Annotated in this window: 15 protein-coding genes; 14 read left to right on the top strand and 1 reads right to left on the bottom strand. The window is 71.9% G+C overall.

Annotated elements, in window-relative coordinates; genetic code table 11:
• Positions 1-6 precede the first annotated feature (6 nt).
• The 6 genes from BL254_RS07510 (at position 7) to BL254_RS07485 (ending at position 5,457) form a co-directional block, all read left to right on the top strand.
• Positions 7-678 (top strand): ribonuclease HII, encoded by a 672-nt coding sequence (locus BL254_RS07510; protein WP_076842927.1) that lies wholly within the window; start codon positions 7-9, stop codon positions 676-678.
• Positions 675-968: a DUF2469 domain-containing protein gene (locus BL254_RS07505; protein ID WP_013874828.1), complete on the top strand. Its 294-nt coding sequence runs from the start codon at positions 675-677 to the stop codon at positions 966-968. Before BL254_RS07510 ends, BL254_RS07505 begins: the two co-directional genes overlap by 4 nt.
• A 128-nt stretch (positions 969-1,096) precedes the next feature.
• Positions 1,097-1,453, top strand: a complete 357-nt coding sequence (locus BL254_RS07500; protein WP_013874827.1) for a YraN family protein — start codon at positions 1,097-1,099, stop codon at positions 1,451-1,453.
• Complete coding sequence (locus tag BL254_RS07495; RefSeq protein WP_076842899.1) at positions 1,453-2,991, top strand: YifB family Mg chelatase-like AAA ATPase; 1,539 nt, start codon at positions 1,453-1,455, stop codon at positions 2,989-2,991. Before BL254_RS07500 ends, BL254_RS07495 begins: the two co-directional genes overlap by 1 nt.
• Positions 2,988-4,154 (top strand): DNA-processing protein DprA, encoded by a 1,167-nt coding sequence (dprA, locus tag BL254_RS07490; protein WP_076842898.1) that lies wholly within the window; start codon positions 2,988-2,990, stop codon positions 4,152-4,154. The genes BL254_RS07495 and dprA overlap by 4 nt, the downstream gene beginning before the upstream one ends.
• A gap of 322 nt (positions 4,155-4,476) precedes the next feature.
• Positions 4,477-5,457 carry a tyrosine recombinase XerC gene (locus BL254_RS07485; protein WP_275452038.1) on the top strand — a complete coding sequence of 327 codons (981 nt, stop codon included), beginning with the start codon at positions 4,477-4,479 and terminating at the stop codon, positions 5,455-5,457.
• Between the two features lie 74 nt (positions 5,458-5,531).
• On the opposite strand, the gene BL254_RS07480 is transcribed toward BL254_RS07485, so the two are convergent.
• A complete protein-coding gene (locus BL254_RS07480; protein WP_076842926.1) occupies positions 5,532-6,194 on the bottom strand; it encodes a murein hydrolase activator EnvC in 663 nt (220 codons plus the stop codon).
• A gap of 536 nt (positions 6,195-6,730) precedes the next feature.
• Here BL254_RS07480 and rpsB point away from each other — a divergent pair.
• From rpsB to dxr, 8 genes are all read left to right on the top strand, one after another.
• Complete coding sequence (rpsB, locus tag BL254_RS07475; RefSeq protein ID WP_076842896.1) at positions 6,731-7,648, top strand: 30S ribosomal protein S2; 918 nt, start codon at positions 6,731-6,733, stop codon at positions 7,646-7,648.
• A 191-nt stretch (positions 7,649-7,839) separates the two neighbouring features.
• Complete coding sequence (locus BL254_RS07470) at positions 7,840-8,454, top strand: translation elongation factor Ts (protein WP_047221369.1); 615 nt, start codon at positions 7,840-7,842, stop codon at positions 8,452-8,454.
• Positions 8,455-8,693: 239 nt separating this feature from the next.
• Positions 8,694-9,473 carry a UMP kinase gene (gene pyrH, locus BL254_RS07465; RefSeq protein ID WP_043606998.1) on the top strand — a complete coding sequence of 260 codons (780 nt, stop codon included), beginning with the start codon at positions 8,694-8,696 and terminating at the stop codon, positions 9,471-9,473.
• Positions 9,470-10,027 carry a ribosome recycling factor gene (frr, locus tag BL254_RS07460; protein WP_047221370.1) on the top strand — a complete coding sequence of 186 codons (558 nt, stop codon included), beginning with the start codon at positions 9,470-9,472 and terminating at the stop codon, positions 10,025-10,027. Before pyrH ends, frr begins: the two co-directional genes overlap by 4 nt.
• A gap of 59 nt (positions 10,028-10,086) precedes the next feature.
• On the top strand, positions 10,087-10,944 hold the full coding sequence (locus BL254_RS07455; protein ID WP_076842895.1) for a phosphatidate cytidylyltransferase: 858 nt from the start codon (positions 10,087-10,089) through the stop codon (positions 10,942-10,944).
• Positions 10,941-12,182, top strand: coding sequence for a 23S rRNA (adenine(2503)-C(2))-methyltransferase RlmN (rlmN, locus tag BL254_RS07450; RefSeq protein WP_254857883.1), 1,242 nt, complete (start codon positions 10,941-10,943; stop codon positions 12,180-12,182). Before BL254_RS07455 ends, rlmN begins: the two co-directional genes overlap by 4 nt.
• Complete coding sequence (locus BL254_RS07445; RefSeq protein WP_139342214.1) at positions 12,169-13,347, top strand: PHB depolymerase family esterase; 1,179 nt, start codon at positions 12,169-12,171, stop codon at positions 13,345-13,347. The genes rlmN and BL254_RS07445 overlap by 14 nt, the downstream gene beginning before the upstream one ends.
• Positions 13,348-13,536: 189 nt before the next feature.
• Positions 13,537-14,772 (top strand): 1-deoxy-D-xylulose-5-phosphate reductoisomerase, encoded by a 1,236-nt coding sequence (gene dxr, locus BL254_RS07440; RefSeq protein WP_254857881.1) that lies wholly within the window; start codon positions 13,537-13,539, stop codon positions 14,770-14,772.
• Positions 14,773-14,837 lie beyond the last annotated feature (65 nt).

The following is a 14,837-nucleotide window of genomic DNA, read 5'->3' as shown; positions in this document are numbered from 1 at the left end:
AGCGGGCTGTGGGGCTGTGAGCGTCTCCTGCGGCGCCGGGGGTTCGCGCCCGTGGCCGGCGTCGACGAGGCCGGCCGTGGCGCGTGCGCGGGGCCGCTCGTGGTGGCCGCTGTCGTCCTCCCCGCGAACGGGTCGCGCCGCCTCGTCGATCTCGCGGACTCCAAGCGGCTGTCGCCGCGGTTACGCGAACAGGTGTTCGACGAGATACTGTCTGTCGCCCAGGCGTGGGCGACCGTCGTGATCCAGTCATCCGAGATCGACGCGTGCGGTGTGCACGTGGCGAACATCGCCGGGATGCGCCGGGCCGTGGCACGCCTGGGCCGGCGGCCGGGGTACGTCATCACCGACGGGTTCGCGGTGCCGGGGCTGGGGGTCGCCTCCACCGCCGTGCTCAAGGGTGACCAGGTCGTCGCCTGTGTGGCGGCCGCGTCGGTGGTGGCCAAGGTGACCCGGGACCGGATCATGAAAGATCTCCACCACCGGCATCCCGAGTACGATTTCGCCCAACACAAGGGGTATGTAACGGCCGGGCACGCCGCGGCACTGTCCGCGTACGGACCGTGCGAACAGCATCGGATGTCGTATGTCAATGTGGCACAAGCTCAACGTGAACGACTGGCGCGGCTGGAGGACGYCGTGACACGGACCGGGCTACCCAGCGCGACGGAGAGCGCATGAGCGCCGAAGACCTCGAGAAGTACGAGACCGAGATGGAGCTCCAGCTCTACCGTGAGTACCGGGACGTCGTCGGTCTCTTCTCCTATGTGATCGAGACGGAGCGTCGCTTCTACCTCGCGAACGACTACCAGATCGAGGCCCGCAACAGCGCCGGTGAGATCTTCTTTGAACTCACCCTGCGTGATGCCTGGGTCTGGGACATGTTCCGGCCGGCGAGGTTCGTGAAGAACGTTCGAGTGGTCACGTTCAAGGACATCAACGTCGAGGAGCTGACCAAAGCCGAGCTCTAACCTGTGGACGGGCGAACGACGCGAGGCCCGTTTTGTCCACAGATCGGCAGGTAATCTCGTTCTGTCCGTTTTCGCCAGTCATCCTGATCTCCACGGGCGCGTCCGTCGCCCGTGGACGGGAGCGCGCGATGCGGGTCAAGGACGTACTCGGGCGGTTCGGGGAGGACACCGCCGCCCGGCATCTGTCGCGGTGCGGGATGGAGATCCTCGACCGTAACTGGCGATGCGCGGCCGGTGAGATCGACATTGTCGCCCGGGACGGCTCGTGTCTGGTGTTCTGCGAGGTCAAGACCCGCTCCGGGGACCGCTACGGCACACCGGCGCAGGCCGTGGTGCCGGCAAAGGCCGCTCGTATCCGCCGCGTGGCGCTCGTCTGGCTGCGTGACCACGAGCACGCGCTGATGCCGCTGCGCTTCGACGTGGTCGAGGTGTACCGCACCCGTAACAACCCGCCGCGGGTGGAGCATCTGCGCGGGGCGTTCTGATGGCGCTGGCGCGGGCGTTCAGCGTCGCGGTCGTGGGGGTGCACGGGCATCTCGTCGAGGTCGAGGCGGATCTCGCGAACGGGCTGCCGGCCATCACCCTTGTCGGGCTGCCGGACACCTCCCTGCACGAGGCCCGGGACCGCATCCGGGCCGCGATCGTCAACTCCGGCCAGCAGTGGCCGAGCCAGCGGATCACGGTCGGGCTCTTCCCGGCGACCCTGCCGAAGTCCGGTAGCGGGTTCGACGTGGCGATGGCCGCCGCGATCCTCGGAGCGGCGGCCACCGTCCCCCCGGCGGCGCTGCGCTCCCGGGTGCTGCTCGGGGAACTGGCGCTCGACGGCCGGCTGCGGCCGGTCCGCGGGGTGCTGCCGGCGACGATCGCGGCGCTCGACGCCGGCATCGAACGTGTCGTCGTGCCCGAGGCGAACGGCCCGGAGGCCGCGCTCGTCCCGGGGGCCGTCGTCGAACCGGTGAAGGATCTCGACTGCCTGGTCCGGCTGCTGCGCGGGGAGTACGAGCCGGATCCGCCGGCGGCGGCCGCCACCGACACGGCGCGTTCCGCGGCTGCCGGTGTCGGCGATCTCGCCGACGTGGCGGGCCAGCCGCGCGGCCGGCTCGCCGTCGAGGTGGCGGCCGCCGGCGGCCACCACCTGTTCATGCAGGGACCGCCGGGCAGCGGCAAGACCATGCTGGCCGAACGGCTGCCGGGCCTGCTGCCCGCGCTCGACACCGAGGCCGCCCTCGAGGTGACCGCGGTGCACTCGGTGGCCGGGCTGCTGCCCGAGGACTGCCCGCTGGTGCTCCGTCCGCCGTACCGCAACCCGCATCATTCGGCCACGCCGGCCGCGCTCGTCGGAGCGGGCTCGACCGTGCTGCGCCCGGGCCTGGCCAGCCAGGCGCACCGGGGTGTGCTGTTCCTCGACGAGGCGCCGGAGTTCTCCCGCCCCACCCTCGACGCGCTGCGCCAACCGCTGGAAAGCGGGGTGATCGAACTGGCGCGGGCCCGGGTGAGCGCGCGGTTTCCCGCCCGTTTCCTGCTGGTGCTCGCGGCGAACCCGTGCCCGTGCGCCCGGGCGGGCGCCGCCACGGCCAGGGCGTGCGAGTGCCCGAGCCTGGTACGCCGGCGCTACCTCTCCCGGCTGTCAGGTCCGCTGCTCGACCGGGTGGACCTGCAGGTCGAACTCGCCGCGCCCAGCCGGGCCGAACTGCGTGCGGACGCCAGATACGCCGACACCTCGGCGGTCGCGGCGGGGCGGGTCGAAGCGGCGCGAGCGGCCACGGCGTCCCGGCTGGCCGGTACGCCGTGGCGCACCAACGCGGAGATCCCCGGTGCCGCCCTGCGGCGGACGTGGGCACTGCCAGCGAAGGTGACCCGTCCAGCCGATCTCGCCTTCGAGTCCGGGCAGCTCACCGCGCGTGGTCTGGACCGTGTCCTGCGGGTGGCCTGGACGCTCGCGGACCTGACCGGCCTGCCCGCCCCGGGGCCGACCCAGATCGGGATGGCGCTGGACCTGCGGCTGCCCGGGAGACAGCAGTGACGGCCACCGACAGCGAGCGGCTGGCCAGGGCGGCACTGTCCCGCGCGGTCAGCTCGGACCGGCCGGCGGTTGGCGTCGAGGTGGCCCGGCGCGGCGCCGTGGCCGTCTGGGCCGACCTGCGCGGCCGTTATCCCGACGTCGACCCGGAACGCGACCTGGGCCTGCTTGCGGCCCTCGGCGGGCGGTTCATCTGCCCGGGGGACCCGGAGTGGCCGTCCGCGCTGACCGCCCTCGGGCGGCTGTCCGAGGGCCCGGAGCCGGAGGCGGGGGAGCCGTTCGGGCTGTGGGCCCGTGGGGACGGAGACCTGGGCCGACTGTGCGAACGGGCGGTGGCAGTGGTGGGCTCCCGGGCGGCGACCGCCTATGGGACCACCATCGCGGTCGACCTCGCCGCCGGGCTCGCGGACCGGGGCTGGACGATCGTTTCCGGCGCGGCGTTCGGTATCGACGCGGCGGCCCATCACGGGGCGCTGGCGGCCGCCGGCCCCACGATCGCGGTCCTGGCCGGCGGGGTCGACATTGCGTATCCCCGGGCCCACACCGAACTGCTGGCACGGATCCGTGACAACGGGCTGGTCGTCAGCGAAGCGGCGCCCGGAAGCCCGCCGTACCGGGGGCGTTTCCTGACCCGCAACAGAATCATCGCCGGGCTGACCAGGGGCACGGTTCTCGTCGAGGCGGGCCACCGCAGCGGCGCGCTGAACACCGTCCGGCACGCCCGCCGGCTCGGGCGGGTGGTGATGGCCGTGCCGGGGCCGGTCACGAGCGCCGCCAGCGTCGGATGCCACCGCCTGCTGCGGACCCACCGCGAACAGACCGTCCTGGTCACCGATGCCGCCGAGGTCTGTGAGGAGATCGGCGGCATCGGTGAGCTCGCCGAGTACCCACCGGCGGACACCGGCAGTCGCGACGGCCTGCCCGAGCTGGTCCGTCGCATGCTGGACGTGATGCCAGCCCGCAGTTCGGTGGGAGCGGCGGTGCTGGCACAACGGCTGGGGGAACGGCCCGAAACGGTGCAGGCGCTGATGGGCCCGCTGGTCGTCGAGGGCCTGGTCGAGCTGCGCGGCGACGGATACCGCCTGACAGCGCTGGGCCGAGCGCCGTCCGCGGCCGGCAGGGCCGGCGCGGCTGACGATGCCGGTGCGACCGGTACAGCCGGCTGAGACTGGTGTGGCCGGCTGAGGCTGGTGTGCCGGGGCGTCGCGGGCCGGCCGGTCGGTGTTGACACGAAGCTGATCGAAGGACACCGTGCGGTGGATGGGCGGTGCGGTCGCTGACTCCCGGGATCCGGTCACCGGGGATACCACAACTTCCCGGAGCACCGCCCCGCTGGACAACGCRTCCCGGGACACCGCACCCCGAGACAGCGCCCCGCGGAACAGCGCCCCGCGGGATATCGCTTGCCCGGACAGTGTTCCGCGGGACAGCGCCTGCCCGGACAGTGTTCCGCGGGACAGCGCTTCCCGGAGCACCGCCCCGCGGGACATGACGGCCCGCGGGGAAACGGGGGCCTGTGGGGACACGGGGGTTTTCCGGGCTGCCGGGGTCTGCCGGGAGGCCGAGGTTTCCTGGGACGTCGCGGTTTCGGCATACCTTCGCCATCTGGCGACTGAACGTGACCGATCTCCGGAAACCGTTCGCGCCTACCGGGCCGATCTAGCCCATCTGCGCGGGTACGCCCAGGATGTCGGGCTCGACGGGCCTGCCGGTGTCGATCTCGGGGTGCTGCGCGGATGGCTTGCCGGGATGCGGGCCCACGGGGCCGCCGCCACCACGCTGGCCAGGCGGGCCTCGGTGGCGCGCGGCTTCAGCGCGTTCGCGGCCCGGCAGGGATGGCTGGCCGCCGACGTCGCCGAGCGGCTGGCAGGCCCCCGGCGGCCCGCGTCGCTACCGACGGTGCTGACCGCCGCCCAGGCATGGGAGCTGTTGGCGGCCGGCCAGAGCGCGGCCGGCCAGAGCGCGATCGTCGTCCGTGACGACGCCGTCCTCGAGCTGCTGTACGCCACCGCCACCCGGGTCAGCGAACTGTGCGGTCTCGACATCGACGACGTCGACGACGAGCGACGGCTGGTGCGGGTCCGCGGCAAGGGCGGCCGTGAACGTGCCGTTCCCTTCGGCGTGCCCGCCCAGCGGGCCCTACGGAACTGGCTTGCGGCCGGTCGTCCGACGCTCGCCGTGGCCGGCAGCGGGCGGGCGCTGTTCCTGGGGGTGCGGGGCCGCCGGCTCGACCCCAGGACGGTCCGGCGCATCCTGGCCGCCCGAACCGCCACGGCAGACGGGATCGGGCCGATCAGCCCGCACGGCATCCGCCACTCCGCGGCCACRCATCTGCTGGCAGGCGGCGCGGATCTCCGGTCGGTGCAGGAGTTCCTCGGTCATGCCAGCCCGGCCACGACGCAGATCTACACCCATGTCACACCGCAACGGCTGCGTGCCGCGTTCGAGCAGAGTCATCCGCGGGCCTGACGGCCAGGGAGAGCCCAGCGGCCGGGCAACAGTGGCAGGTGATCCCACCCGAGGGGCACGAGGAGCAATCGGTCTCATCCGAGGGGCAGCAGCCGCGGGGAACGGCGCCGGAGCAGGCCGAGCGGGTCGAGATAGCGGCTCCCCTCGAGCAGGCCCCAGTGCAGGCAGGCGGCAGCGGGGCAGCCGGGATGCCCGGCGGCCAGCCGGCCGATCGGTTCGCCCGCGGCCACCGTCCGGCCGGCCGCCACGGTCGGCTCCACCGGCTCGTAGGTCGTCCGCAACGATCCGTGGCTGACGGTCGTCACACCGCGTCCAGCGATCGTTCCGGCGAACGTGACGACGCCTCGGCCGGCGGCCCGCACCTGCGTCCCCGGGGCGGCCACCAGGTCGACGCCGCGGTGGCCGGGGCCGTACGGCGACGACGGCGGGCTGAAGGCGCGGCCGAGGATGAGCGTCCCGTCCAGCGGGGCGCGCCAGAGCGGGCCTGATGGCGCCGTGACGGCACGCCCCGGTGACACCGGGTTCATGCCGGTGCCGCTCCCGAGCGGTACCGGCCCCTCGGATACCGGCGCCGCGATGGCCGGCCGCGTGGGCGCCGGCTGTACGGGGGAGGCGGGGGAGACGGCCGCCCGAGTGCCGTAGCCGGTCAGCGGATGCGGCCATCCGGTGGCCACCAGGGCGAGCAGCGCGGCCGTCAGCAGCAGGAGAAGCAACGGACGGTGTCGGGACGGCGGGATCATGGCGCCTCCGGATTTCCGGGCCGTGAGCGTGCGGCGGGCGGGCGGGTGGCTGGCGGACCGTCGCCGGCACGGCAGGTGCGACCGTGACGCCCGAGCCCGGGAGCCGGGGCGCGTCCGTAGTAGTGATCCGCGCATGTTCCCGCTGCTGCCACGGTGACCGGTGCGGGCCTGGCGGTCACGGCCGGACGGGCTCCTGTGGACAACCCGCCGGTTGCGAGCCGGTCCGTGCACAACCCCCGTCCGGGTGGCCCGTACCCGCTGTGGACGACCCGCCTGTGGACAACCCGCCTGTGGACAACCCGCTGGGGGGCGGCACGCGGGTGGGCGTAGGATTGGGGTACGGCTCGAACGGTCGAGCTGAATCCACACGCCCTTCTCCGCCCGCCCGCCCTCCCGGTGCGGCTGGAAGGCTCTCTCGGTCCGCTGCCATCCGCGGCGGTAGGGGCCAGCAGGGCGTCAGGGGTCCCGGTCGCTGGCCGGGGCCGGTAACCGAGGTGCGTCGGTACCCCCGGCGCAGAAGGGAGCGACGAGCCGTGGCCGTCGTCACCATGAAGCAGTTGCTCGAAAGCGGTGTGCATTTCGGACACCAGACGAAGCGCTGGAACCCGAAGATGAAGCGTTTCATCTTCACGGAGCGCAACGGCATTTACATCATTGACCTGCAGCAGACCCTGTCCTACATCGACCGTGCCTACGACTTCGTCAAGGAGACCGTCGCGCACGGTGGCACCGTCCTGTTCATCGGCACGAAGAAGCAGGCTCAGGAAGCCATCGAGGAGCAGGCGCAGCGGGTCGGCATGCCCTACGTCAAGGAGCGTTGGCTCGGTGGCATGCTCACCAACTTCTCCACGGTGTACAAGCGCCTCCAGYGGCTGAAGGAGCTCGAGGAGATCGAGCTGACCGGCGGCACCGAGGTTCGGACGAAGAAGGAACAGCTCGTGCTGTCCCGGGAGAAGGCCAAGCTCGAGCGGACCCTTGGCGGTATCCGGGACATGACCCGGGTGCCGAGCGCGGTCTGGGTCGTCGACACGAAGAAGGAGCACATCGCCGTCGGGGAGGCCCGCAAGCTCGGCATTCCGGTCGTCGCGATCCTGGACACCAACTGCGACCCGGACGAGGTCGACTACCCGATCCCCGGCAACGACGACGCCATCCGCTCCGCGACCCTGCTCACCCGGGTGGTGGCCGACGCCGTGGCGGACGGGCTGGTGGCCCGTGCGGGTGGGGCGACGTCGGCGGACGTCAAGCCGGAGACGCCCAGCGGCGGGGAGCCACTGACCGAGTGGGAGCAGGAGCTGCTGCGGGGGCAGGTGTCCTCCGCCGACGCGCCGGCCACGGCCGGCTCCGAGGCGCAGCAGCCGGCCGGTCAGGCGCCGGCCGCGCCGGCCGTGCCGGCCCACCCCGACTCCGACACGGTCTCCGCAGTGGGCGCCGCGACCGCCCGGGTCTGACCAGCCGTCCCGGACGCTGGCCTGCCCGGCCTTCGCGCGGTACCCGCCAGCACGTCCTCGCAAGATCCAGTAGCGACCCTACGGGGGCACCGGGGCCCGGCAGCGTGAACGTGAAGAAGTGACGATCGCGCTGCCCGCGGCCCCGGTGGCTCCCACCAACACCAGCAGCCGGATGGAACGAGAAGAGCACCATGGCAGAAATCACCGCCGCTGACATTCGTAAGCTCCGGGAACTCACCGGCGCCGGGATGAGCGACGTCAAGAAAGCGCTCGTCGAGAACGACGGCGACTTCGAGAAGGCCAGGTTCTGGCTGCGGGAGAAGGGCCTGGCGCAGGTCGCCAAGCGGGCTGGGCGCAGCGCCTCCAACGGCCTGGTGGAGTCCTACCTGCACAAGACCGACCCGCAGCTGCCCCCCACCATCGGTGTCCTGCTGGAACTGAAGTGCGAAACCGACTTCGTCGCGAAGACCGACCAGTTCAAGCAGCTCGCGCGGGACATCGCGCAGCACGTCGCGGCGGCAGATCCGCTCTACGTGACCGCGGAGCAGATCCCGAACGAGGTTCTCGAGCAGGAGAAGAAGATCTACGAGGCCGCGGCCCGCGAGGAGGGCAAGCCCGAGCAGGCGCTCCCGAAGATCGTGGAGGGGCGGCTGAACGGCTATGTGAAAGCGGTCGTCCTGCTTGAGCAGCCCTGGGTCCGGGACGGCAAGATCACTATCCGCGCGCTGCTGGAGCAGGCGGGATCCTCGCTCGGCGAGAAGATCGAGGTTGGCCGGTTCGCCCGGTTCAACGTCAAGACGGCCTGACGGCCTGACGGGCCAGTGCCGGTTCCGGCCAGCGGTCCCGGCACTGGCCCCGGCTTCTCCTCAGAGACGTTTTGTCCCTGCTGCCCGTCATGTGTACGTCCAGGTGTACGTCGAACGAACCGGAGGTGGCGGTCAGAGGTTCTGCGACCCGATCGGGTAGGGCAGACTACTCGCAGTGCATATCCACCGGCCGATGATCGTAGCCGACGGCGAGGGGGCCGCTCGTGATCGAAAACGCCATCAGGGACGCGGAAGCGGCTACACCCCATAGTGGCGTTGCCGAGGTGCACTGGCGACGGGTGTTGCTGAAGCTCTCCGGTGAGGCATTCGCCGGTGGCGAGCCACTGGGCATCGACCCGGAGACGCTCGCGACGATCGCTCGCCAGATCGCCGAGGTGAGCCGGACCGGTATCGAGGTCGCGATCGTGGTCGGTGGCGGCAACATGTTCCGTGGCCATCTGCTGGCCGAACGTGGTGTCGACCGGGCCCGGGCCGACTATATGGGCATGCTCTGCACCGTGATCAACTGCCTGGCTCTCCAGGACGCCCTCGAGCGCGAGGGAGTCGTCACCCGGGTGCAGACGGCGATCGCCATGGGCCAGGTCGCCGAGCCCTACCTGCCGCTGCGGGCCATCCGGCATCTGGAGAAGGGCCGTGTCGTCATCTTCGGYGCGGGGCTGGGGGCGCCGTTCTTCTCCACCGACACCACGGCCGCGCAGCGCGCCCTGGAAATCAAGGCACAGGCTGTTCTCAAGGCCACCAAGGTCGACGGTGTGTACGACACCGACCCAACGACGAATCCCCATGCGGTTCGTTTCGATGCACTCGTTTACGGCGAGGTGCTGTCTCGTGGGCTGAAGGTCATGGACGCCACGGCCATCAGTCTGTGCATGGACAACAGGCTGCCGATCGTGGTTTTCGACCTGCTGACGGAGGGGAACATACTGCGAGCCGTCCGCGGTGAGAAGATCGGCACCCTGGTCAGTGTGGACGAGGGCGGGACGGAAGGACGACGGTGATCGACGATGTACTCCTCGAGGCCGAGGAGAAAATGGACAAGGCGGTCGCGGTAGCGAAGGACGACTTCGCCAACATCCGGACGGGGCGGATCACCCCGTCGGTGTTCTCGAAGGTTCTCGTCGACTACTATGGCGCGCCGACCCCGGTGAACCAGCTCGCGTCGTTCCACATTCCGGAACCGAGAATGGTGATCATCACCCCGTACGACAAGGGCTCGCTGGCCGCCATCGAGAAGGCCGTGCGCGACTCCGATCTGGGAGTGAACCCGAGCAACGACGGTACGATCATCCGCTGCCTGTTCCCGGAGCTCTCCGAGCAGCGTCGGCGTGACCTGGCCAAGGTCGCCCGGACGAAGGCGGAGGAGGCCAGGATCAGCATCCGCAACGTGCGCCGGCACAGCAAGGACGCGATCGACCGCATCGTCCGTGACGGCGAGGCCGGCGAGGACGAGGGCCGGCGCGGGGAGAAGGACCTGGACGAGGCGACGCACCGGTACGTCAGCCAGGTCGACGAACTACTGCGGCACAAGGAGTCGGAGCTGCTGGCGGTCTGACCGACAATCGACAGCCATCGATCGCCCCGCGTTGTTCTCCGGCACCGTGAGATGACGTCGTGACCCGCACCGGTCCGGCGGTCGGCACGTCCCGCCCGCGTGGTATCCGGGCCGGTCGGGATCTGCCGGCCGCGATCGCCGTCGGGGTCGTGCTGGCCCTGATCATCCTCGTCCCCCTGTTCACCGTCCGTCCGCTGTGGATCGCCGTCGTCTGTGTGGCGATGGTGGTGGGTACGTACGAACTGGTCAGGGCGCTGCGCCAGCTCGGGGCGCGGATCGCGTTGCCGCCACTGGCGGCGGGTACGGCGGCGATGCCCGTGGCCGCCTATGTCGGGGGTGCGTCCGCGCTGGTGGTGGCCCTGGCCGCGACCGTCGTCGTGGTGACGGCGTGCCGTCTCGCCCACGGGGCCGACCATCTGCTCCACGATGTGGCCGCGGGGGCGTTCTGCGCGGCCTACGTGGGCCTGCCGGCCGGCTGCGCCGCGCTGCTGACCAGCCCGTCGGACGGGCCGTGGCGGATAGTCGCCTGCCTGGCCACCGTGGTCGCCAGCGACATCGGCGGCTACGCGGCCGGCGTGCTCTCCGGCGGCCGGCACAAGCTCGCCCCGAACGTCTCCCCGGGGAAGTCCTGGGAGGGTTTTGYCGGCTCCACCGTCACCTGTGTGGTCGTCGCCGGCACGCTGATGGCCTGGACCCTGCACGCCGCCGTCTGGCAGGGGGTGCTGCTCGGACTCGCGGTGGTGTGCACCGCCACCGTTGGTGATCTTGGTGAGTCGCTGCTCAAACGGGACATCGGCATCAAGGACATGGGCAACCTGCTGCCGGGGCACGGCGGGATCATGGACAGGCTGGACTCGGTGCTCTGYACCGTTCCCGTGGCCTGGCTACTGATCACTGTTTTCGTGCCGCCGCCATGACCTGGCAGACTGGACAGGCCATGGCCGTCTCCTCCGCTGTCCCGTCCACCGCCGCCGGCGGCGCCGAAGCGTCCGCGCCGGCCCGGTCGGTGCCGCTCGTCGCCGCACCCAGGCCGCGTCCGCCCCGCCATCTCGCGGATCTGACCACCGCGCAGCGGCGGGAACTCACCGTCTCGCTCGGCGAGCCGGCCTTCCGCGCCGACCAGGTCGCCCGGCACTACTTCGCCAGGTACCTGCGCGCGGGCGACGCCGAGGCGATGACGGATCTTCCCGCCGCCTCCCGCGCGGCGCTGCTGGACGCGTTGCTGCCCGCGCTGCTGACCCCCGCCAAGACCATGACCTGCGACGCCGGCGCCACCCACAAGACGCTGTGGCGGGCCTTCGACGGAGTGCTGATCGAGTCCGTCCTGATGCGCTATCCGGACCGGGCCACGGTCTGCGTGTCCAGCCAGGCCGGCTGCGGCATGGGCTGCCCGTTCTGCGCCACCGGCCAGGGTGGGCTGACCCGCAACCTGTCCGCCGCCGAGATCGTCGAGCAGGTGGTCGCCGCGGCCGGGGCCGTCGCTCGCGGCGAGCTCGCCGGTGGGCCGGCCCGGCTGTCGAACGTGGTGTTCATGGGGATGGGGGAGCCGTTGGCGAACTACGCCACGGTGGTCGCGGCGCTGCGGGTGCTGACCGCCCCGCCACCCGCGGGCCTCGGCCTGTCCGCCCGCTCGATCACCGTGAGCACCGTGGGGCTGGTGCCGGCGATCCGCCGGCTCGCCGGGGCCGGTCTGCCGGTGACGCTGGCGGTCTCCCTGCACGCGCCCGACGACGAGCTGCGTGACAGTCTGGTCCCGGTGAACAGGCGCTGGCCGGTGGCCGAGGTGCTCACCGCCGCGTGGGAGTACGCCGAGACGACCGGCCGCCGGGTCAGCATCGAGTACGCCCTGATCGACGATGTCAACGACCAGCCGGAACGCGCCGACGCGCTGGCGGACCTGCTCTTCGGCAGGCTCACCCACGTCAACCTGATCCCGCTCAACCCGACCCGGGGGGTGTCCTGGCAGGCCAGCGAGCGGCGCCGGGAGCGCGAGTTCGTCCGCCGGTTACGGTTACGCGGTATAACGGCCACTGTTCGCGACACCAGGGGGCGTGACATCGCGGCGGCCTGCGGGCAACTCGCCGCCGACGCCCCGACCGGGCTGACCGGGCCGGGTACGGACCGGCCGGACGGGAGTGGCCGTGCCGGCAGGTGAGCGCCGTTCCGCCCGCCGGGTCCCGCCCCGCCGCTCTCCCCTGTGGGGGCCGCTCGTCGCGGTGGTCGGGGCGATAATGATCGTTGTTGTGCTGATCCTGTATGCCGGCGGGCACGGCGGCGGCACGGTCACCGAGACCGGGCAGTCGGACGCCGCGACGGGCCCTGACACCGCCAGCGTGCTGCCGAGGGCAGCCGGCGGTACCGGCGGTACCGGTGGTACCGCCGGCGCCGGTACACCGCGGGCGTCGGCGGTACCGGCCGTGGTGAGCGGATGCGTCTCCGGCAAGAACATCTCGGCCGGATCGAGCCACCAGACGCTGCGGGTCGGCGCGGACACCCGTGGCTATCAGCTCGCGGTCCCCGCCGGGAGCATCCCGGCCAGACCACTCCCGCTGATCGTCGTCTTCCACGCCGCCGGGGAGAACGCCGCCGCGGTGGAGGGCTACACCCACCTGAGCGAGGTCGGCGCCAGGTCCGGCTACGCGGTGGCCACGCCGGACGGCGTGGACGGGAAGTGGAACTTCGTCCGCCGCCCCGCGGCCGGCCCGGACGACGTGGCCTTCGTGGCCGCGCTCGTCAACGACCTGACCGCGCGGACGTGTCTGGACGCCCAGCGGGTCTTCGCCACCGGCCTCGGGGACGGCGCGGACATGGCGGTGACCGCGGCCTGCGCGCTGCCCGGCGTGTTCGCCGCGGTGGTGCCGGTGGCCTCCGCCGTCATACCCGCAGCCTGCGCCTCCCCGGCGCCGAGTCTGCTGGCCATCCACGGCACGAGCGACCCGGTGACGCCGCTGGATGGCGGCGGGGCCGACCGTCCCGCTCCCTTCGACGGCACCCAGGCCCAGCCGATGGAGGCCAGGCTGGGCCGTTACGCCGGCTTCGTCGGCTGCGGCCCGGCTGCCCCCTGGATCGACGACACCAGGTCGCTCGGCCTGAAGCGGCTGATCCACACGGCCTGCCCGGGCGGGCGTGACGTGGGCCTGCTGGCGGTGCAGGGCGGTGGGCACGTCTGGCCGGACCCCGACGCCAGCCCGCCCGCGGGAGCGGCCCGCGCGCGGTTCAGCGCCACGGAGGTCGCCCTGGCCTACTTCCGGGGGCATCCGCAGCCGGCGCCGGCCAGTGTCTCGCCAACCGCCGGGACGCCGACCCAGGCGGGCCGGTAGCCGRCCGCCGCACCGGGCCTGTGATTACTTTTGGTAACCCTCTGTTCGGCAAATCGGGATATCCGGGACGATAGACTGTGGCTATGACAAATGCCATATCGGCGGTGACTGCCGCCCCCTTCCGGGCGCGGATGGTCCTGCCCAGGCAGGGCCGGGTGTCGGCATGCGAACAGGTGTCGTCGTAGCCGGATGACGCCTGCGACAATGGTTCACGTGGTCGAGTCACCGTCCCCGCGTGAGGTTGTCCTGCTCGGTTCGACCGGTTCGATCGGAACCCAGGCCATCGACGTGGTGAAACGCAATCCCGATCGGTTCCGCGTGGTGGCGCTCACCGGCGGTGGTGGCAGGGTCGACCTGCTGGCCGCCCAAGCGCTTGAGCTGGGCGTCGAGGCGGTGGGTGTGGCCCGCGCCTCCGCCGCGCAGGACCTCCAGCTCGCCTTCTACGCGGAGGCCTCCCGGCGGGGCTTCCRCCGCGGCGAGTACGCCATCCCGAAGATTCTCACCGGGCCGGACGGCGCCACGGAGGTCGCCGCCTGGCCGTCCGACGTCGTTCTCAACGGCATCACCGGGTCGGTCGGCCTCGCCCCGACGCTCGCGGCGCTGCGGGCGGGCCGCACGGTGGCCCTGGCCAACAAGGAGTCGCTCGTCGCCGGTGGCCCGCTGGTGCTCGACGCCCTCGGTGGTGACCCGTCCCGGCTCGTCCCGGTGGACTCCGAGCACTCCGCGCTCGCCCAGTGCCTGCGCGGCGGCCGGGCCGACGAGGTGCGCAAGCTCGTCCTGACCGCGAGTGGTGGACCGTTCCGTGGCCGCACCCGTGACCAGTTGGGCGAGGTGACGCCCGAGCAGGCCCTCGCGCACCCAACGTGGGACATGGGGCCGCTCGTCACGATCAACTCGGCCACCCTGGTGAACAAGGGCCTTGAGCTGATCGAGGCGCACCTGTTCTTCGGCGTGCCCTACGACGACATCGACGTGGTCGTCCACCCGCAGTCGCTGGTGCACTCGATGGTCGAGTTCACCGACGGGTCCACGCTCGCCCAGGTCTCCCCGCCGGACATGCGGCTGCCGATCGCCCTCGCGCTGGGCTGGCCCGACCGGGTGCCGCACGCCCAGGCTCCGATGGACTGGCGCCGGGCGCAGTCGCTGACCTTCGAGCCGCTGGACGCCACCGTGTTCCCCGCGGTCGACCTCGCCCGCGAGGCCGGCCGCCGCGGGGGGACCGCGCCGGCCGTCTTCAACGCCGCCAACGAAGAGGCGGTGGCGGCCTTCCTCGACCACCGGCTGCCCTTCGTGCGCATCGTCGACGTGGTGGCCGAGGTGGTCACGGCGCATACCGTGGTGCGACGTCCGAGCCTGGACGAGGTCCTGGACACCGAGCGGGACGCGCGCGCCCGGGTGCGCGCCCTTGTCGATCAAGGAGCCTGATCGAGACGTGATGCCTTCGTGACCGAGGGGTACCCAGTAGAAGCGTGTAGGGCTGTGATCGGGGC

Origin of the sequence: Protofrankia sp. BMG5.30, from assembly GCF_001983005.1 — a bacterium.
GTDB lineage: Bacteria > Actinomycetota > Actinomycetes > Frankiales > Frankiaceae > Protofrankia > Protofrankia coriariae.
Note: the sequence above shows the minus strand (reverse complement) of the source record. Positions and strands in the feature narration are given on the sequence as shown.